Source organism: Pseudoclavibacter sp. Z016 (assembly GCF_002931215.1).
Taxonomy (GTDB): domain Bacteria; phylum Actinomycetota; class Actinomycetes; order Actinomycetales; family Microbacteriaceae; genus Pseudoclavibacter.
On record NZ_PSTU01000011.1, the window covers coordinates 200,739 to 220,647 of the forward strand.

Genomic DNA, 19,909 nt, shown 5'->3' on the forward strand with positions numbered 1-19,909 from the left:
GGCCGGGGGTCGGACGTCTCCCTGCTTCCCGGAAACTCGCCGTTTGATCTGGGGTTTCGCTGAACGGTGAGCCCCCGGGGGCCAATTGTCGGTGGTCCGGTCCAAGATTCGGGTATGTCTTCGAACGATGATGTGACGCCGACCGGGCTGGGGTGCGATCCCCGCGATCCGGGGTCGGTCGCTGCGCGTCGTCGGCTGCTCCTGGCGAGGGAGACGGGGCTGATGGCAGCGGCGGCTGTGGTCGCGGCGGCGCAGGTGCGAGTTCGGGCTGAGCTGGCGGAGATCGCGGCAGCCTTGGATGCGGCTGAGGGCTCGGTGGAACACGGTCTGCATGTGCGGTCATTGGCAGCCGAGGTGGCGCTGGTCGAACAGGTTGGGCAGTCGGTCGCGGAGGGACTCCTGCAGGAGGCGGTGACCGCGGTGCGTGAGTTCCCGGGGCTCGTGGACGCACTGGGGGCGGGCGCGGTGAGCGAGGCGCAACTGCGGGTGTTGACCGAGGCAGGTCTGTCGGTGTCGCACGTGAATGCGGGGGAGCAGACAGCACGCCGGGCTGCGTTCGTCCGCGTGATGCTCGCGGAGGTTGGTGCGCGGGTGCTGCCGCCCCGCGCGTTGCGGGTGACGGCGGCGAGGGTCGCGGAGTCGTTGACGCAGGAGTCGGTGTGCGAGCGGTTCGCGCGGGCACGGAAGACGCGGTACGTGTCGGTGACCGAGGCGGAGAACGGCATGTGCCTGCTGCGAGCTCGGTTGCCGCTCATCGAGGGCAAGGCGATCGCGGACCGCCTGCGCAAGCAGGCCAAGGCCGTGATCCGGGCGAGGCCTGCACCCGCCGGCATCACGGGCAGGGCCGGGAGTCCCGGGGCTGCCGGGAGTGCCGGGGACACCCAAAGCACCGAGAACACCCAGAGCACCGGGGGTATTGGGATCAGCGAGAGCGCCGCGAGCGGGGCCCGCGCCGAGGGGGCGGACGCGACTCGGGATGAGGGGCCGGGCGTGATGCCGGGCGAGATGACGGACGAGGCTCCGGATGAGCGAACGGTCGACCAGGTCAAGGCCGACCTGTTCGCAGACGTGCTCCTCACCTCGACGCCCACCTCCAACGGCGCGGCTGCGGGGATAGAGGCGAGCGTGCAGTTCACGATCCCGATCCTCACGCTCCTCGGCCCTGACCGCGCTGTCGCCCCGGACACTGATCGCCTGACTCCGGCGCCCGCGCTGCTGAACGGCATGTCACCCATTCCGCTCGAGGAAGCGAAACGACTCGCGGCGAACGCTCCCTCATTCCAGCGGATCCTCACCCACCCCATCACGGGCGCGGTCGCGGCCGTCGATACCTACCGTCCCACCGCGGCGATGCGGGCCTTCCTCACCGCGAGAGATATTCACTGCCGCTGGCCCGGCTGCCGGCAACCCGCCGCGTGCTGCGACCTCGACCACACCCACGCCTGGGAACACGGCGGCACCACCAGCATCGACAACCTCTGCGGACTGTGCAGAGGGCACCACGTCATGAAACACGCCACCGCATGGACCGTGAGACAACTCGGCGGTGGCGTCCTCGAATGGCGCACCCCCAGTGGCAAGACGTACACCGACCAGCCCGAACACCACGACACCCACGCCAACACCAACATCGAATTCAGGCCGAGCGATGAGGCGCGCGACGGCCGCGCCGCGACAGGCATGGCGATGCCGCGGCCAACGTCTCAGCAGAACAGCAACGTTGAGGCGCCAGCCCCAGATGAGCCGGAGCAGCGGGGGAGCGCAGACGAATTGCCGCCCTTCTAGGCTCGGTGCCGCGCGACGTCAAGAAGGTTGCCGTTGCCGTTGCCGCTGCCGCTGCCGCTGCCGCTGGATTTCACCCGAACCCTGTCAGAGAAGTCGGCAAGAGCTCGGCCTGCCTGCCTGCTTACCCGCCTGCGTGCGTGCGTACCTGCCTGCCTGCCTGCCTGCCTGTTGGTTTGTTGGCTCATCTGTCTGGCAGGCGAGCACGCAGCCGGTCGGCCAACAAGCGAGCGAACCAACAAGCCAGCGAGCCAGCCACCCAGCCAGCGCTAGCGGCGCTTGCGCTTGCCGCCCGATCCGCCCGCCTTTGCGCGCTTCGCGGCGAGCTGGGCGCCGCGGCTCGTCCCGGAGGAGGTGCCGATTCGCTTCGCGGTCGCCCGCTTCTTCTGCTGCTCCTTCACGCGGCGCTCGGCCTCCGCCAGCGCCTGCTGCTCTTCCCGCTGCAGCGCGGCAGACTTTGCGCCGGTGCGTCCCCTCGAGCTCCCCGCGGTGCGCCCGCGGACGATGCCGACGAACTCCTCGGTGTCGAGACGGTCATCGGCGACCGCCCAAACCACAGAAACGGGAACCCGAGGGAGGTCGCTGATGACCCGATACGTGACGTCCTTGCGGGCGTGCTGCCTCGCGACCGACTGAGGGACGATCGCCACCCCGGCCCCGCCCGCTACAAGCTCCATCGCGTCCGCCGGATCGGTCGTCATGGCCGCCTCGCCCGAGTCGAGCCCCAGGCGCTCTGCCGCCTCCGCCCAATCGGGGGTCCAAGCGGCCAGCACCAGCTGCCAGTCGTCGAGCTCCTCCAACCGCAACGGTTCATCGATGTCGAGATCCGACTCGACAGCGACCACAGCGACCACATCTTCGGCGAACAGGTCGATCGCGTTCAACCCCTCACGTTCGAAGGGATGCCGCACGAAGGCGACCTGCGCGCCATCGTCGAGAACGAGCTGCCTGGCCTCGGCCGAGTGCAGGGTCGCGAACTCCAGCGGCGTCTCTGCTCTCCGCTCCTCCCACACTCGAGACCACTTCCGTGGGTTGATGCCGGGGGCGAGAGCGACCGTGAGGTGCGTCGGAGTCTCCATGCCCGCAAGGCTACTGGGTACGATGCTCAGATGAGCGAATCAGAAGGCAACTCGGCCGAGAGCCACACCGCGGCCGACCGCGGGTCAGACCAGACCATGAAGCCGGCGACCGCCGCCAAGAAGCTCGGCATCTACCTGCCGGCAACCCCAGAAGCATTCCAGGAGGCCCCGCTCACCCGCAGCGAGTTCCTCGAGCTGCAGGAGACCCCACCCGAATGGCTGCAGGAGCTGCGCCGCACGGGTCCCCACCCGCGCGACATCGTCGCCCGCAAGCTCGGCATCACCAACTCCGGCCTCGCCCGTGGCGGCGTCACCGAAGCGCTCACAACTGAAGAGATCCAGGCTCTCCTCGAAAGCGCCCCATCGTGGCTCTCCCACGAGCGAGGCGTCCAGGCGAAGGTCCGCGCCGAGAACGCCCGAGTCGCCGAACTGCACGCGAAGCGAAAGAACTGAGCCGACCTTGGCCCAGCTGCTCGCCGTCTGCGCCGTAGCGCAGCTCCGCCGGGACCCGGGTGCCGTCGGCGTGACCGCGATCGACAAGCAGACCCTCGAGGGGCCCGTCAAGGTGGGACGCTACGGGGTCTACGGCGACGTGCAGGCCGATCGGAAGCACCACGGCGGCCTCGACCAGGCGGTCTACGCCTACTCGCAGCTTGACGCCGACCACTGGGCCGAAGAACTCGGCCGCGAGCTCCCTCCGGGGTTCTTCGGCGAGAACCTCCGCATCGACGGGCTCGACGTCAACGACCTCCACATCGGTGACACCCTCCGCATCGGAGACCTCACCGCCGCGGGCTCATCCCGCGTCGTCGAACTCGTCGTGACCGCCCCGCGCGTCCCATGCCAGACCTTCGCCAGGTGGGTCGGGGGAGACGACGAACGTGGCTGGGTGAAGCGATTCAGCGCAGCCGCCCGCGTCGGCGCCTACCTGCGCGTCGCGAAGAACGGCAAGATCGCGGCGGGCGACACCGTCGAAGTCCTCGAGACTGCTGATGAGGGTGCGCCGACAGTTCGTCAGGTCTTCTCCGGCGACCACGGCGGCTGAGACAAGCGAAGTCGAAGCCGGTGCCGGTGTCGGTGTCGGTGGCAAAGTCAGAACCGGTGCCGAAGTCAAAGTCGGAGCCGTCGCCGAAGCAGAATTCAGAGCAAGAGCGAGACCTGGGTCGGAGCGAGTACCGAAGCGAGCGCGAGTGCCAGAGCCGAGGCCCAACCTGGAATGCACACTGCCTCGCACATGCCGGGTTCCCGCCCGTCAGGTGACACGGAGCCGACGCTCGGTGATGCCAAGCCGCCGGGCTGGTGATGCCGAGCCCGCGGTCTCGTGACGCCGAGCCGCTGGTCTGCTGATGCCGAGCCTGCGGTCTGGTGGCGCCGAGCCGCCGGGCTGCTGATGCCGAGCCGCCGGGCTGGTGATGCCGAGCCCGCGGTCTGGTGATGCCGAGCCTGCGGTCTGGTGATGCCAAGCCTGCGGTCTGGTAATGCCGAGCCGCCGGGCTGCTGACGCTGAGCCGCCGGTCTGGTGATGCCGAGCCGCCGGTCTGCTGACGCCCAACCACCCGCCCGCAGCAGCACCCGGCACCAGCACCTCGCGCCAATACCCCGTACCGGCGGGAGGGGCTCGCAGAACCCGCTCGCGCCCTCCGCCGGTGGGCGTGCGCTTGAGTCGCCTGCTACTGCGGACGCCCGTATCCCTCGAGCAGCCGCAGCCAGAGCTCGCTGATCGTCGGGAACGACGGAACCGCATGCCACAGCCGTGACAGTGGCACCTCGCCGACGACCGCGATCGTCGCCGCGTGCAGCAGCTCGCCCACGTCGGGGCCCACCATGGTGAACCCGACGACAACCTGGCGATCCTCGTCCACGACCATCCGGGCCGTTCCCTCGTAGCCCTCCGCGTGCAGCGAAGCCCCAGACACGTTGCCGATGGGCACGTCGACGGCCCGCACCCGAAGGCCCTGCTCCTCGGCGGCACCAGCCGTGAGCCCGACAGCGGCGACCTCAGGGTCCGAGTAGACGAGCTGAGGCACCGCGGCATGGTCAGCCGTCGCGACGTGCGTGCCCCAGGGTCCATCGTCGAGGGTGCGCCCCGCGGCGCGCGCCGCGATCGCATCACCCGCCGCCCGCGCCTGGTACTTGCCCTGGTGCGTCAGCAGGGCGCGATGGTTGACGTCGCCCGCCGCGTACAGCCAGTCGCTGCCGCGGACGAGCATCGTGTCGTCGACATCGATCCAGGCCCCGGACTCGAGCCCGGCCGTCTCGAGACCGACATCGCCCGTGCGCGGGACCCGGCCCGTCGCCACGAGCAGCTCACTGCTCTCGAGTGTGCGGCCGTCGTCGAGCGTCACCGTGACCCGGCCGGACGCATCCCGGACGACACCAGCTGGCGCCGCACCCGTGATGATCGTCGCCCCACGCGAACGCAGGGCCGCCACGACCGCCTCACCGGCGAACGCCTCGAAGCTGCCGAGCACCGTGCTCCGTGCGACCAGCGTCACCTGGGCGCCGAGATCGGTGTAGGCCGTCGCGATCTCGACCGCCACGACGCCGCCGCCGATGATCGTGATCGACTCGGGGATGCGCTCGAGGGACGTCGCCTCTCGGCTCGTCCACGGCTCCGCGTCAGCGAGCCCCGGAATGTCGGGCAGCAGTGCCGCTGACCCGGTCGCGACGACGACAGCGACACGCGCCGAGTACGTCGTCTCGCCGACCGTCACCTCACGCTCACCCGTCAGGCGGGCATGCCCGCGCACGAGCTCGATGCCAGCGTCCGCGAGCCAGGCCACCTGTCCCTCGTCGCTCCACTCGGACACGTACGAGTCGCGACGAGCGAGGACCGCCGACACGTCGAGGTCTCCCGTCGCCGCCTCGCGGCTGCCCGGCACGGCACGCGCCGCGCGCAGAGCGGCCCCGCTCCGAAGGAGCGCCTTCGAGGGAATGCACGCCCAGTACGAGCACTCACCGCCGACGAGCTCCTTCTCGACGATGAGGGTGCTCAGGCCACCCTGAACGGTGCGGTCGGCGACGTTCTCCCCGACGGGGCCCGCGCCGATGACGATGACGTCGAACGTCGTCGCAGCCGTGGGAGGCACGTTTGCCTCGGGCGAGGCCTGAGACTCAGTGGCCACGTGCGATCCATTCTTCGAGGTGCGGTGCTTCCGCCCCGATCGACGTCGAGTCCCCGTGACCCGTGAAGACCTTCGTCTCGGCCGGCAGCGTCAGCAGGCGCTCCGAGATCGACGCGATGATCGTCCCGAAATCGCTGTAGCTCCGACCCGTGGCCCCGGGCCCGCCACTGAAGAGCGTGTCTCCGCTGAACAGCGCCCCGAGGGCCGGGGCGTAGAAGCAGACTGACCCGGGCGAATGGCCCGGCGTGTGCAGGACCTGCAGGTCGACCTCATCGATCACGATGCGGTCGTCGTCCGCCAGTTCGATGTCGGGAGCCGAGTCGGGGTAGACGGCATCCCAGAGCATCCGGTCGCCGTCGTGCAGGGCGATGGGCGCGTCCACGAGCGTCGCGAACTCCTGCGCCGCCGCGATGTGATCGTCGTGCCCGTGCGTCAGGAGCACCCGGCGCACCCGGCGGTCGCCGACCGCATCACGCACCGCCTGGGCGTCGTGGGCCGGGTCGATCACGACGACGTCCTCGTCGTCGCCGACGAGGTACACGTTGTTGTCGACCTCCCACGTGCCCCCGTCGAGGGAGAACGTGCCGCTCGTGACGACGCGGTCGATGCGCACCTTGCCGTGGCCGCTCACAGCTCCACCACCGAACGCAGAACCGTGCCGTCCTTCATGCGGCCGAACGACGCCTCGATGTCGTCGATGCCGATGCGCTCCGAGACGAAGGCGTCCAGGTCGAGCCTGCCGAGGCGGTACTGCTCGACGAGCATCGGGAAGTCGCGGCTCGGGAGGCAGTCTCCGTACCAGGACGACTTCAGAGCGCCGCCGCGGCCGAAGACGTCGAGCAACGGGAGCGCGAGTGTCATCTCGGGCGTCGGCACCCCGACGAGCACAACCCGACCGGCGAGGTCGCGGGCGTAGAACGCCTGCTTGTACGTCTCGGGGCGACCCACGGCCTCGATGACCACGTCGGCTCCGAAGCCGCCCGTGAGGGCCCTGACGCCTTCGACGACGTCCTCCTCGCGGGAGTTGATGGTGTGCGTCGCCCCGAAGTGGGCGGCACGCTCGAGCTTCGCTGGGTCGATGTCGACGGCGATGATCGTCGTCGCCCCGGCGAGGGCGGCCCCGGCGATCGCCGCCATGCCCACCCCGCCGCAGCCGATGACCGCGACCGACTCGCCGCGCTTCACCTCGCCGGTGTTGATGGCGGCACCGATGCCGGCCATGACACCGCAGCCCAGCAGGCCGACGGCAGCCGCATCCGATTCCTCGTCGACCTTCGTGCACTGGCCGGCGGCGACGAGCGTCTTCTCGATGAACGCGCCGATGCCGAGTGCCGGGGAGAGCTCCGTGCCGTCCTCCAGCGTCATCTTCTGCGTCGCGTTGTGGGTGTTGAAGCAGTACTGAGGCTGCCCCTTCGCGCAGGCACGGCACTCGCCGCACACCGCGCGCCAGTTCAGGATGACCCGGTCGCCGACCGCGACCTCCGTCACGCCTTCGCCGACCGCCGACACGCGGCCGGTGGCCTCATGGCCGAGCAGGAACGGGAAGTCATCGCTGATCCCGCCCTGCTGATAGTGGAGATCGGTGTGGCAGACACCGCTCGTGATGATGTCGACCACGGCTTCGCCTGGCCCCGGATCGGGGACCAGCACCGTCTCGATCGACACCGGTTCGTTCTTGCCACGGACAACTGCACCTTTGACACGGGAGACCATGTGGCAAGGGTAGTCGTAGTCTCTCTGGATGGTCATCCTGATCGATCCGCCCGTCTGGCCCGCGCACGGCACGACGTTCTCGCACCTCGTGTCCGACGCCTCCGTCGACGAGCTGCACGCCTTCGCCCGAAGGGCGGGCATCCGCGACCGCGCCTTCGACGTCGACCACTACGACGTCCCGGCGGAGCAGTACGACGCCCTCATCGCGCTCGGGGCCGAACCCGTCGGGGGCTCCGAGCTCGTGCGCCGACTCGTCGCGGGAGGCGTGCGCGTGCCCGCCCGCGACAGGCCCAAGCGAGCCCGGCTCACCCTCATCCGACGTTGGGCCGAGCTCGAGCTGCCCGTGACTGCTGACCGGCGGCCGGCGACGGATGCACTCCGCGACGAGCTCCTGGACGCATGGTCGGCTCCCTCCCGTCACTACCACGACGCGACGCACCTGCTCTCGGTGCTGGACGCCATCGACATCATGCGCCTCCGCGCCGCCGGGACCCGGGCGCCCCTGGCCGAGCGCGAACTGCTGACCGCCAGGCTCGCCGCCTGGTTCCACGACGCGGTCTACGAGGGCGCCGCCGGCGACGACGAACGCGCCAGCGCCGACCTCGCCGTCGAGCGGCTCACGGCCCTCCGCGTCGACCCCGCCCTCGTCGGCGACGTCGAGCGCCTCGTGCTCGCGACCATCGTCCACGCGGTGGCGGAGAGCGACACGGCCGGCCAGATCCTCATGGACGCCGACCTCGCCGTCCTCGCCCGCTCGGAGGACGGCTACGCGCGCTACGTCGCACTGGTCAGACGCGACTACGCGCACGTCACCGACGAGCAGTGGCGCGTCGGCCGCGCGTCCGTGCTCGAGACGCTGCTCGCGACGCCCCGCCTCTTCGTGTCACCCGCGGCCCCAGAGGACTGGGAGGAACGCGCGAGACGAAACCTCGAGGGCGAGCTCGAAGCGATTCGCAGCTAGGCGCCCACGTAGCTCGCGAGGTGCTTGCCGGTGAGGGTCGACGAATCGGCCACGAGCTGCGCCGGCGTCCCCTCGAACACCACCGAGCCGCCATCGTGACCAGCGCCGGGGCCGATGTCGATGATCCAGTCGGCGTGCGCCATGACCGCCTGATGATGCTCGATGACGATGACCGACTTGCCCGAGTCCACGAGCCGATCGAGGAGCGAGAGCAGCTGCCGCACATCCGCGAGGTGCAGGCCCGTCGTCGGCTCGTCGAGCACGTACACGCCACCCTTCTCGGCCATGTGGATCGCGAGCTTGAGCCGCTGGCGCTCGCCACCCGAGAGCGTCGTGAGCGGCTGCCCGAGCCCCAGGTAGCCGAGCCCGACGTCGACGAGGCGCCCCAGCACCTTGTTGGCGGGACCGGTCGCGAAGAACTCGTGCGCCTCCGCGATCGACATCGACAGCACCTCGCTGATGTTCTTGCCGTCGAGCGTGTAGGCGAGCACCTCAGCTTGGAAGCGCTTGCCCTCGCATTCCTCGCACACCGTCGACACCGCCGCCATCATGGCGAGGTCGGTGAAGATGACCCCGAGGCCGTTGCACTTCGGGCAGGCACCGGAGGAGTTCGCACTGAAGAGGCCCGGCTTGACGCCGTTGGCCTTCGCGAAGGCCGCCCGGATCGCGTCGAGGACCCCCGTATACGTGGCCGGTGTGCTCCGCCTGGAGCCGCGGATGGCGGTCTGGTCGACGACGACCACGTTGGCCGACTTCGGGATCGACCCGTGGATGAGGGAGCTCTTCCCCGAGCCTGCGACCCCCGTCACGACCGTCAGCACGCCCAAGGGGATATCGACGTCCACGTCCTTGAGGTTGTGACGCGTCGCCCCACGGATCTCGAGGCTCGTCTTCGAACTCCGCGGCTCCTCCTTGAGCGAGACCCTGTCGTCGAGGTGCTTGCCCGTGAGGGTCCCCGACGCGCGCAGGCCCTCGACGGTGCCCGCGAACTGCAGCTCCCCACCATCGGAGCCAGCACGGGGACCGAGGTCGACGACGTGGTCGGCGATCGCGATCGTCTCGGGCTTGTGCTCCACGACCAGCACCGTGTTCCCCTTGTCGCGCAGGCGCAGCAGGAGCTCGTTCATGCGCTGGATGTCGTGCGGGTGGAGCCCAACCGTCGGCTCGTCGAACACGTAGGTGACGTCGGTGAGGCTCGAGCCCAGATGCCGCACCATCTTCACGCGCTGCGCCTCGCCACCCGAGAGGCTCCCCGACTCCCGGTCGAGGCTCAGGTAGCCGAGCCCGATGTTCACGAGGGAGTCGAGCGTCTCCTGCAGGGTCGCGATGACCGGGGCGACCTGCCGGTCCTGCACGCCCTTCATGAACGCCGCGAGGTCGCTGATCTGCATCGCCGAGCAGTCCGCGATGTTCCTGCCCTGGATGCGGCTCGCGAGGGCCGCCTGGTTCAGGCGCGCCCCTCGGCACTCCGGGCAGGCGGTGAACGTGACCGCTCGGTCCATGAAGGCGCGGATCGCGGGCTGCACCGCCTCCGGGTCCTTCGACAGGATCGACTTCTGGATGCGGGGGATGAGCCCCTCGTAGGTGAGGTTCATGTTGAGAGCCGGCATGTTGACCTTCGTCGGCTCCTTGTACAGGAAGTCCTGCAGCTCGGCCTCGGAGAAGTCGGCGATCTTCTTGTCGCCGTCGAGGAACGGCGCGTCCGAGTATCCGCGCACCATCCACCCATCGACCTTGTAGCCGGGAATCGTGATCGCGCCCTCGTTCAGCGACTTCGTTCGATCGACGACCTCGTCGATGTCGAGGTCGGTGACGCGTCCGATGCCCTCGCAGCGAGGGCACATGCCCTCGGCGAGGTTGAAGCTGAAGTGGCCGGCTGGTCCAGCTGACGGAGCCCCGAGGCGGGAGAAGATGATGCGGAGCATGGTGTGCGCGTCGGTCGCCGTGCCGACCGTGGAGCGGGCGTTTGCCCCCATGCGCTCCTGGTCGACCACGATGGACGCGCTCAGCCCTTCGAGCACCTCGACGTCCGGCCGGGCGAGGCTCGGCATGAACGACTGCACGAAGGCCGTGTACGTCTCGTTGATGAGTCGCTGGGACTCGGCCGCGATCGTTCCGAACACGAGCGAGCTCTTGCCTGATCCGGAGACGCCCGTGAAGACCGTGAGCTTGCGTTTCGGGATGTCGACGTCGATTCCCTTGAGGTTGTTCTCACGAGCGCCGCGCACGCGGATGGTTTCATGCATGCCGCGATCGTAGCGACCCGCCGAGGCGCGAGCCACGATCCCGAGGGCAGGGTGTGCTTCGATGCCCCCATGCCTCCGATCCACTCCCTCGACGATCTCGTCGAACTCGTCTCGACCGAACTCGCTCGCGGAGACCTGAGCGCCGCCGCGACCGCCCTGGCGAGCGCGCCGCTCCCGGACCTTGCGGTGCTGCTCGAGCGCCTCCCGGCCCGGGATGCCGGGGTCGCGTTCCGGCTGCTGCCGAAGGACGAGGCCATGACCGTGTTCGAGCGGATGGACGCCCCAGCTCAGCGCGAGGTCGTCACGCAGCTCTCCGATGCCGACGTGGCCCGGGTCTTCGCGGAGCTCGACGCCGACGACCGCGTCGCCCTCATGGACGAGCTCCCGGCGAAGATCGCGAAGCGCCTCGTGCAGGAGCTGCCGGCGGATGAACGCGGCGAGACGGCGATCATCCTCGGCTACCCGGTCGGGTCCGTCGGCAGGCGCATGACGCCCGACTACGTGCACGTCTACGCGCACGAGCTCGTGGGAGTGGCGCTCGAGCGCATCCAGCAGCGAGGCGGGGACGCCGAGACGATCTACACGATCCCCGTCGTCGACGACGGTCGACGCCTCCTCGGGGTCGTGAGTCTCCGTGAGCTGTTCTTCGCGTCGCCGCACGACGCCGTCGAGGCGCACATGGCGACCGCCCTCTACGCGCACGCCGATGACGACGCCGAGGTGACGGCCCGGACGCTCGTCGACCGCGGAGTCCTGGCGATGCCCATCGTCGACCGCGAGGAGCGCCTCCTCGGTCTCCTCACGGGCGACGACGCACACCGAATGGTCGAGGCCGCCCGCGACGAGGACGAGGCGCACGCCGGCGCCTCCGAGCCGCTGAGGCGCCCCTACCTGACGACTCCGGTCTTCGCGGTCGTGCGCTCGCGCGTCGTCTGGCTCTTCGTGCTCGCGATCTCCGCCATCCTGACCGTGAGCGTCCTCGAGCTCTTCGAGGCGACCCTGGAGCAGCAGGTTGCCCTCGCCCTTTTCATCCCTCTCCTCACCGGCATCGGCGGCAATACGGGATCGCAGGCCGCGACAACCGTGACGAGGGCCCTGGCGATGGGGGAGGTGCGACCGAGGAACGCCTGGCCCGTCGCCCTCAAGGAGCTGCGCACGGGCATCGTGCTCGGCATCTCGCTGGGAGCGGTGGCCTTCGCCGTCGCGACGTTCTTCTACGGGGTGGGCATCGGCACCGTCATCGGCCTGACCCTGCTCTCCGTCTGCACCATCTCGGCGACCGTCGGCGGCGTCATGCCGCTCGTCGCGAAGTCCATCCGGGTCGATCCGGCCGTCTTCTCGACACCCTTCATCTCCACGTTCTGCGACGCGACGGGACTCATCGTCTACTTCTCGATCGCCAAATCCGTGCTCGGCATCTGACGGAAGCGACCCTGCTGCTCTACCCGAGGCGGGGCGCGCCCGAGCTGAAACGAAGTTCGTGCGTCGCATCGAGGGGACGCCGTTGGACAGCGCTGGACCGTATACGACGCGTGTATCTCCGAAACCGTATCGTGGGGCCGAGGCGTGGCGTCGGAGGACGATCTCCGAAACCACGCAGGACTCTGGGGGGAGTCCGCAGCGCGCAGCGCTGGGAATCAGCAGGAGAGAACACGCATGTCCAGCAGCACGCTCACTGATGCATCTCGGGCCGCAGAGCCTTGGCACACGCTCGAACGCGACCGGCTCTCCGAGCTCGCGCTCGCCGAACAACGCCTCACCCTCATCGTCGGCATGCCGGGCGGCGGTCGAACCACGCTCCTCAGGCAGATGCAGGGCAAGCTCGGCGCGGCCGGCTCCACGGTCCTCTGGTGCCACTCTCGGGCCGAGCTGATTCGCATCCTCGACGAGCTGGACTCCGGGGCGCACACGGGTCGCCCCGCGGTCATGCTCGACGACGTCATCGTGGCGCAGGACGACGAGCTGTGGCAGGACATCAGGCGGTTCGTGGCTGGCCCCGACCGCGAGCGGGGCGTGCGGTTCCTCGTCGCCTCCCTCTCCATGCCGGACTGGGCCTCCTCGCTCGGCTTCGATGGGGTTGTGCTCCATCCGAGCGAGCTCGCCTTCGACATCTCCGAGCTCGACGGGCTGCTGGCGCTCAACGAGCCGGGGGCACCGCCAGGGCTTCGGATGCGGCTCCTCGATGCGTTCGCCGGCCACCCCCTCACAACCCGCATAGCCCTGCAGCGGTATGGTTCCGACGCGAACGCGGAAGGATGGTCCGTCGTCAGCGGCGCGTCGAGCGCCGCCATGACCCTGCAGGAGCTCCGCCGCTTCGACCCCGCCGAACTCGCCCGCGTCGACGCGGTCCGCATGATGCGAGCCGTGAGCGTCCTGCGCCGCTTCTCGAGGGGCGACCTCCACCTGCTCGCCCCGGAGATCGCCGGTGATCATTGGTTCGACCAGCTCGCCTCCTCGCCGTACGGCACCACCGAGGTGAACCGCATCACGCTCGACGTCGAGTTCGTCTGGCACTCCGACACCTTCCGGCGCCTCAACGCAGACCGCTCCCCACACGAGGCGCGGGCGTCCGCCGCCGCGGCCGTCGCATCCTTCCCGGGTGAGCAGAACGTCATGCAGCGGCTCTTCCTCGCCCTGAGAGCTCGCTCGTGGGGTGAGGTCGAGTCGATCGCGCAACGCCACTTCAGGACCATCTACGAGTACGCGCCCCGCGAGACCGTCGAGGAGATGGTGCACGTCCCGACGAGCGTGCTCGCTCGCCTCCTGAGCACGCGCCTGCTGGTCGCGCTCTTCAAGTGGCGGCGCTTCGGGGCGACACGCGGCGTCCTGCTCAGCCTCCGCGAGTCGAGCCTCGCGACGACGAGGATCGCCCCGAGCGACCCCATCGGGCTCTTCGCCCAGGTCACCAGGCACGCGCTTGCGACCTCCTTCGGGGGCGACCGTGCGGCTGCCCGGCGGGGCCTCCGTGACGCGAAGGCCCTCCTCCGCGACGGCGACGAGACCCTGCTCGCCGCGCTCGCCGCCTCTCCCGTCGCTCGGGGCCGGTTCGCGGCCGACTGCCTCGTCCTCGAGTGGGCCGCGATCCTCTCCGACGACCTGCCGTTCGCACTCGAGCTCGCCGCGCTCGCCGCCGAGCAGGGCGAGAGCTTCAACCGGACCGACGCGGATGCGCTGCGGCACATCGAGATCATCGGCATCATCTGCGGCGTCCGCCAGGCCGACACGGAGAAGCTCAGCGGGCGGAGCCTCCCGGGCTTCGCCGAGTGCTTCGAGCTGCTCGACAACGGCGATGAAGCGGGAGCGCTCGACCTGGCCAGGCAGCTCCGAGACCTGCCGCGAGCCGTCCTGCCGCAGGACACGGCTTCCAGCGTCCGGATCCTCATCGAAGCGCTCCTCGGCGACGAGGACCCGATCGCCGAGGTCGATGAACTCCTCGGGCTCAGCGCGAAGGCCTGGCGCGATGGGCGACCCTCCACCCTGCTGACGTTCGCCGCGACGACCTTCTTCCTCACGCGCGGCCAGAGCGCCCGCGCGCAGCTGGCCGCCGACTACGAAGGTGCGCAGGGCGACTGCTACATCAGCCTCGCCCGGAGCCTCGTCGAGCTCGCCAACGGCCGGCACAGGGAAGCCCTCGCGCACGCCGAGGCGGCCTTGGCCGACACCCGGATCGCCCCGAGGTTCGCATCGATCGGGCGAACGATCACGGCGCTGTGCCTGCTGCGGATGGGCAACCTGGCCGCCGCCGCCAACCGCATCGCGACGATCGCCACCCAGTGCCTCGACGACCGCAACGCCCGGTTCGCGCTCCGCTTCGCGACGGATAGCGACGCTGCCCTCATGGCGTCCATCAGCGACAGGCTCCCGAGCCGCATCGCCGCCCTGCTCGTCGTCGCCGCGGAAGACTCCCGCCCGCTGTCAGCCTTTACGGTCGGCGAGGAGCTCTCGAGCGCCGAGATCGAGGTGCTCAGGCTCGTGGGCCAGAACTGGACCAACGCGCAGATCGCCGCCCAGCGCTTCGTCTCCGTGCACACCGTGCGCGCTCAGCTGCGCAGCGTGTTCCGCAAGCTCGGGATAGGCGACCGGCGGTCCGCGGTGGCCGCCGCCGAACGGCGGGGCCTGCTCGACTAGGCACGGTGTGACACGAGCTAGCGTCGCGCTTGGCCCGATCCCGGGTTGGAACCCGCGGTGTGATCCGCGAGGCGCTGCAGCCCCTCGTCCAGCGAAACAGCCGGCGCCCAGTCGAGATCGGCGCGCGTGCGTCGCTGATCGAACCAGTGCGCCGTCGAGAGTTGCTCGGCGAGGAATCGTGTCATCGGCGGCTCATCCTGCCCCGGTCGGATGCGCCACACACCCTCGATGAGGGAGCCGGCGGCCCGAGCGATGACGGCAGGCACCCGGAGGCGGGGCGGCGGAGCCCCACCCGCGAGGCAGATCCCCTCCATGAGCTCCGCGACGGTCCGCGGCTCCCCGTTCGTGATGACGTAGCTGTTCCCGTGGGCGACCGGCGCTCGCCGCAACGCCGCTGCGATACCCGACGCGGCATTGTCGACGTAGCAGGAGTCGATGAGGGCCGCACCGCGCCCGAGGAGCGGCAGCGTGCCCCTCGAGGCCCGATCGAGGATGCGCGCCACGAGCTGCGTGTCGCCGGGGCCCCACACCAGGTGGGGGCGCACCGCGACCACGGCGAAGTCGGGGGAGTCGGCGGCGAGAGCCCGCAGCTCCGCTTCCGCCTTCGTCCGGGCGTAGCTGCCGTGGGCGAGGTCGGGCCTGGCCGCATCAGCACCCGCGCCGTGGATGGCCGCACCGAAGTGGGCCACGGAGGGGGAGGAGACCATGACGAAGCGGGTCGCGCCCGCAGTCTTCGCGTGCTCGACGAGACGCTCGGTCCCGGCGATGTTGACGGCCTCGAACTCGGCCTCCGATCCGCTCAGCGACACCTTGGCGGCGAGGTGGACAACCCCCTCCATCCCGGTGACGGCACGCGCCACGGCTGCATCGTCGGTGATCGAGCCGAGCGCATCCGTCACGCCGTCGATGCCGCTCGCACTGCGCTGCATCGTCGTGACCTCGTGGCCCTCGTCGCGCAGCTGCGTCGCGACGGCACGTCCCAACATGCCGCTCGCCCCAGTGACGAGCACCCTCACGGGGCCGACACCCGCTCCCCGGAGAGCGCGCGCTCGGCCCAGCTGGCGAGCGCTGTCCGGTCGATCTTCGAGTTGTGTCTGATGTCGGTGGGCAGCTCGGGAACGATGAGCGCGGCAGCGAGCGGCTGCGTCGTGGAGGCGCGAAGCGCGTCGGCGAGCTCCGCCTCGGCCACGCGGACCCCGCGAGAGGGCTCCCTGGTTTCGAGCACGGCCACCGCCTGCGCCGTTCCGGCCGGTCCGACGCCGACGACCGCGGCGCGCCGCACCCACGGCAGCGTCTCGAGGTCCTGCTCGGTGCCGACCGGCGCGAGTGGACCGTCGACCGTCACGAAGACGTGGGGGAGGCGGCCCTCGATCCAGAGGCGCCCCTCCGCGTCGAGGTGGCCGACGTCGCCGGTGCGGTGCCAGCGGCCCAGGTCATCCTGGTGGGGATTTGCCTGATCTGAGTGTCCCTGGCCGGCGGCCTCTGCGCCGCGGTGGGGCAGATCGCGCACGGCGGCCCGATCGGTCATGGCGAGGCGGTCGTAGCGCGCCTTGAGGTGGGGGGCGCTGATGATGACCTCACCAAGCACACCAGCCTCGTCTGAGGGGGCGCCGGTCGCGGCACCCGTCTCGTCGAGAGCGCTGATGCGGACGACGTTGCGCCCGATCGGCGTGCCGACGCAGACGCCGTGGTCAGCGGCGAGCGCGGCAGCGGAGATGCCCTCGCGGTCGATGTCGGTGACGAGCAGGCACTCGGTCATTCCGTACGGGGTGTGCGCCTCCGCGTTGGGCATGAGGGCGCAGGCGTCGTCGAGCAGTCGAGCCCCGATGGGCGCCCCCGTCGAGAGGAACGTGTCGACGCTCCCGAGGGCCTCCCGCTGCGCCGCATCGAGGTCGTCTCGCGTCGCGACGACGTTGAGGATCGCGGCCGGCGAGAGGAACACGATGCGAGCATCCGCCGCCACGACCGCATCGGCCACCGCGGTGGCCGTGAGAGTTCGGGGGGAGGTGACGTCCATATCCGGCGTCACCGACCGGGTTCCGAGGGCCGGGCCGAGCAAGGCGAAGGGCGCGAAGCCCGTGACGAGGCCCGATTCGGCCGTCACCCCGTAGGTGTCGCGGAGCGTGTCCCGCACGGCCTGCAGCTGACGGTGCGTGTAGACGACGCCCTTCGCAGGTCCGGTCGAGCCCGAGGTGAACAGCACCGCTGCGAGGTCCTCGGGGCCGGGAGGAGTGGGCAGCGCCGCGCCGCGCCCGAGCTCGGCCACCTCGGCGAGCGAGTGCGCGACACCGAGGGCGGCTCGAGCGCTGGCGGGGATGCTCGTGGCGCTGATGCGCAGGCCAGGCCAGCCGAGCGCCTTGGCCGCCGTCAAGCCGGGGACCTGGCCGATGATGACGTCGGGCCAGGCGCCCCGGACGGCGCGGGAGAGGCCCTTGACGCCGAGCCCGGCATCCGCGACGACGACGACGGCGCCGATGCGCAGGCAGGCGTAGACGATGGCGGTGAGGGTGACGCCAGGCTGCACGAGCAGGGAGACGCGGTCGCCCCGGCGCACCCCGACGGCGCTCAGGCCGGCCGCGATCTCGTCGACTCGGCGCGCAAGCTGGCGCCAGGAGACCCGCAGCGGGGCCCTGTTCGCCCCACGCCCCATCTCGAGGGCGGCGATGCTCGGGTCGTCACGGTGCTCGTCCAACGCAGCCCACATGGGCGTGGATGCATCGTCGGGGCTCGCCTCCGGAGCGTGCTGGCCTCGGCGGCGAGCGGTTCCCGCGGCGACGTCGTCGAGCCAGGCGAGGAGATGCGTCGCGTACGGGGTGTCCTCCGCGATGAGGTGACCCGCGCCTTCGAAGCGGTGCACCTCGGCGTGGGGGAGGCGACGCATGAGGTCGCCCAGGTACAGGTCGGTGAAGATCGGGTCGCGAGGGCCCCAGAGCAGCAGCGCTGGCACGTCGAGCGCCGCGACGCCAGCCGAGACCCCCTGCAGCGCCGCGTGGCTCTGGGTGGATTCGTCGACCGGGATGTCGGCCACGAACTGCTCGATGCCGAGCCGCGAGGCCCGGTCGAGGTACGGCGCCGAGTAGGCGGCCTTCACCTGGGGGGTGAGCGGCGGATTCGCGAGGGCGAGCGTCGTTGCCAGGAAGGCCGGGCTCGTCGACGTGGATGCGCGCAGCACGGGGCCGAAGCGGGCGAGGCGCAGGGCGGCCGGGATGGGCAGCTCGCTCGGCTGGTCGACGGCGGTGTTGAGGGAGGCGACCGCGGTGAGCAGCTCCGGGTGGCGGACCGCCCAGCCGAGCGCGACGACCCCGCCCCAGTCGTGGCCGAGGGACACGACGTCGCCGCTGAGCTCGAGCTCGTCGGTCAGCGCGCCGAGATCGAGGATGCGCTGCTCGAGCGTGCGACGCACCTCGGTGCGCTCGGAGAAGCCCATCTCGAGCTGGTCGACCGCGATGACGCGCCACGCGGATGCCCCGGACTCGGCGGCCGAGATCGATTCGCTCACCAGCGAGCGCCAGAGGTACGACCACGTGGGGTTGCCGTGCACGGCGAGGACCGTGCCGACGGGTTCGATCCCCAGCTCATGGAGGATCGGCCCCGTGTCGAGGAGGTGCCAGGTGCGGCTCGAGCCGGTGTCCTCGCCGACGCCCGTCGTCTCGACGAGGCGGCTGAATCGTTCCTGGAGTCCGGGCAGGCCGGCGGGCGGGCGAGAGGCCGACCTCACCACTTGAGCTCCATCATCGCCGTGTTGAGGCCGGACCCGACCCCCATGAGCAGGACCCGGTCGTCGCGCTTCAGGCTCTTCGACTGCAGGTCGAGGGTGATGGGGATGGACGCGGGACCGACGTTCCCGAGCGTCGGGTAGGTGGTCGGCACGCGCTTCGCGTCGAGGCCGACGGCCTTGACGATCGCGTTGGTGTGGACGCGCGACACCTGGTGGGTGATGTAGTGGTCCATCGTCGACCAGTTCCAGTCGGTCTGCGCCTCTTTCCAGGCCGACACGACGAGGTCGAGGCCGCCGCGCAGCAGCGCCTTGGCATCCGTGAACATGCCCTGCACGCTGCCGACGCACAGCTCGTGGAACTGGGTTGCGGCTCGCGTCACGCCGCCGAGGATCTGGTGCCCCTCCGGGTGCTCATCCGTGCGTCCGAGCACGGCCGCCGCCGCACCGGAGCCGAGCGTGAGGCTCGCGAACTCGCTCATGAAGTCCTCGCGCCCGATGTCGTCGCGGAGCAGCCGGTTGATGGTGTTCACCTGGATCTCGTCGGCGTCCTCGCCGTTGACGATGATGGCGTAGCGGATCTGGCCAGCCTCGATCATCTGCGCCGCGAGCGTCATGCCGTTCACGAAGCCGAGGCACGCGTTCGCGATGTCGAAGTTCACAGCGGAGCTCGGCATACCCAGGCCGTGGTGCATGCGCACGGCCACCGATGGCTCGAGATGGGTGCGGGTCACGGACGTGTTGATGAGCAGGCCCACCTGGCTCGCGTCCACACCCGCGCGGCGGAGCGCCTCGTGGCCGGCGGCGACGGTCGCCTCGGTGAACGATTCCCCCTCAGCCCAGTTGCGTCGCTCGGTCACGCCGGCGACGCGCTCGAGGAGGTTGCCGGGGAGCCTGAGCCGCTTCAGGCCGGCGGAGAGCTTGCCTTCGATGTCTGCCGAAGCCGTTGCCTTCGAAGGAAGGCTGCTCGCGACCGACAGCAGCGAGACGTTGTGGAAGCGAGTAGTCGCGTTACCTGTCATAGATGTGATTTGCGTCCTGAGCCGTGCAGAGAGTAGGGAGGGGCGTAACCACGTCAGTCTAGGTGCTCGCCGATGACCGAACTCTCAGGCCCGATCATTAGCGTGCAGAGATGTTGCCAAGTGATATTCCTAGCCATG

Annotated in this window: 14 protein-coding genes; 6 read left to right on the forward strand and 8 right to left on the reverse strand. The window is 70.2% G+C overall.

Translation table 11 applies throughout. The features are described from left to right. Window positions 1-114 precede the first annotated feature (114 nt). Complete coding sequence (locus tag C5B99_RS07160; protein WP_146081962.1) at window positions 115-1,785, forward strand: HNH endonuclease signature motif containing protein; 1,671 nt, start codon at window positions 115-117, stop codon at window positions 1,783-1,785. 266 nt (window positions 1,786-2,051) lie between these two features. Here C5B99_RS07160 and C5B99_RS07165 read toward each other — a convergent pair whose 3' ends face one another. Continuing rightward, the gene (locus C5B99_RS07165; RefSeq protein ID WP_104241091.1) at window positions 2,052-2,861 is read right to left on the reverse strand and encodes a substrate-binding domain-containing protein; all 810 of its coding nucleotides are present in this window, start codon (window positions 2,859-2,861) and stop codon (window positions 2,052-2,054) included. 96 nt (window positions 2,862-2,957) lie between these two features. On the opposite strand from C5B99_RS07165, the gene C5B99_RS07170 reads away from it, so the two are divergent. Both C5B99_RS07170 and C5B99_RS07175 read left to right on the forward strand, forming a co-directional pair. Beyond that, a complete protein-coding gene (locus C5B99_RS07170) occupies window positions 2,958-3,314 on the forward strand; it encodes a DUF5997 family protein (RefSeq protein ID WP_219819490.1) in 357 nt (118 codons plus the stop codon). A 7-nt stretch (window positions 3,315-3,321) separates the two neighbouring features. Further along, window positions 3,322-3,906 carry an MOSC domain-containing protein gene (locus tag C5B99_RS07175; protein ID WP_104241093.1) on the forward strand — a complete coding sequence of 195 codons (585 nt, stop codon included), beginning with the start codon at window positions 3,322-3,324 and terminating at the stop codon, window positions 3,904-3,906. A 625-nt stretch (window positions 3,907-4,531) separates the two neighbouring features. Here the strand turns inward: C5B99_RS07175 and C5B99_RS07180 are convergent. The 3 genes from C5B99_RS07180 to C5B99_RS07190 are packed head-to-tail and all read right to left on the reverse strand — an operon-like array spanning window position 4,532 to window position 7,699. Then, the gene (locus tag C5B99_RS07180; RefSeq protein WP_104241094.1) at window positions 4,532-5,986 is read right to left on the reverse strand and encodes an NAD(P)/FAD-dependent oxidoreductase; all 1,455 of its coding nucleotides are present in this window, start codon (window positions 5,984-5,986) and stop codon (window positions 4,532-4,534) included. Then, complete coding sequence (locus C5B99_RS07185) at window positions 5,976-6,617, reverse strand: MBL fold metallo-hydrolase (protein WP_258063111.1); 642 nt, start codon at window positions 6,615-6,617, stop codon at window positions 5,976-5,978. The genes C5B99_RS07180 and C5B99_RS07185 overlap by 11 nt, the downstream gene beginning before the upstream one ends. After that, window positions 6,614-7,699, reverse strand: a complete 1,086-nt coding sequence (locus C5B99_RS07190) for an S-(hydroxymethyl)mycothiol dehydrogenase (RefSeq protein ID WP_104241095.1) — start codon at window positions 7,697-7,699, stop codon at window positions 6,614-6,616. Before C5B99_RS07190 ends, C5B99_RS07185 begins: the two co-directional genes overlap by 4 nt. 28 nt (window positions 7,700-7,727) lie before the next feature. Here C5B99_RS07190 and C5B99_RS07195 point away from each other — a divergent pair, with 28 nt between their 5' ends. Beyond that, window positions 7,728-8,660, forward strand: a complete 933-nt coding sequence (locus C5B99_RS07195; RefSeq protein WP_104241096.1) for a DUF4031 domain-containing protein — start codon at window positions 7,728-7,730, stop codon at window positions 8,658-8,660. On the opposite strand, the gene C5B99_RS07200 is transcribed toward C5B99_RS07195, so the two are convergent. Then, the gene (locus C5B99_RS07200) at window positions 8,657-10,906 is read right to left on the reverse strand and encodes an excinuclease ABC subunit UvrA (RefSeq protein WP_104242011.1); all 2,250 of its coding nucleotides are present in this window, start codon (window positions 10,904-10,906) and stop codon (window positions 8,657-8,659) included. The genes C5B99_RS07195 and C5B99_RS07200 overlap by 4 nt on opposite strands. Before the next feature lie 69 nt (window positions 10,907-10,975). On the opposite strand from C5B99_RS07200, the gene mgtE reads away from it, so the two are divergent. Together mgtE and C5B99_RS07210 are read left to right on the forward strand one after the other, a co-directional pair. Beyond that, a complete protein-coding gene (gene mgtE / locus C5B99_RS07205; RefSeq protein ID WP_104241097.1) occupies window positions 10,976-12,328 on the forward strand; it encodes a magnesium transporter in 1,353 nt (450 codons plus the stop codon). A 234-nt stretch (window positions 12,329-12,562) separates the two neighbouring features. Then, window positions 12,563-15,034 carry a helix-turn-helix transcriptional regulator gene (locus tag C5B99_RS07210; RefSeq protein WP_104241098.1) on the forward strand — a complete coding sequence of 824 codons (2,472 nt, stop codon included), beginning with the start codon at window positions 12,563-12,565 and terminating at the stop codon, window positions 15,032-15,034. 17 nt (window positions 15,035-15,051) lie between these two features. Here the strand turns inward: C5B99_RS07210 and C5B99_RS07215 are convergent, their stop codons facing one another. The 3 genes from C5B99_RS07215 to C5B99_RS07225 are packed head-to-tail and all read right to left on the reverse strand — an operon-like array spanning window position 15,052 to window position 19,771. Continuing rightward, window positions 15,052-16,050 carry an NAD(P)-dependent oxidoreductase gene (locus C5B99_RS07215; RefSeq protein ID WP_104241099.1) on the reverse strand — a complete coding sequence of 333 codons (999 nt, stop codon included), beginning with the start codon at window positions 16,048-16,050 and terminating at the stop codon, window positions 15,052-15,054. Beyond that, a complete protein-coding gene (locus C5B99_RS07220; protein WP_104241100.1) occupies window positions 16,047-18,755 on the reverse strand; it encodes an alpha/beta fold hydrolase in 2,709 nt (902 codons plus the stop codon). The genes C5B99_RS07215 and C5B99_RS07220 overlap by 4 nt, the downstream gene beginning before the upstream one ends. Beyond that, the gene (locus C5B99_RS07225; protein WP_104241101.1) at window positions 18,749-19,771 is read right to left on the reverse strand and encodes a 3-oxoacyl-ACP synthase III; all 1,023 of its coding nucleotides are present in this window, start codon (window positions 19,769-19,771) and stop codon (window positions 18,749-18,751) included. The genes C5B99_RS07220 and C5B99_RS07225 overlap by 7 nt, the downstream gene beginning before the upstream one ends. Window positions 19,772-19,909 lie beyond the last annotated feature (138 nt).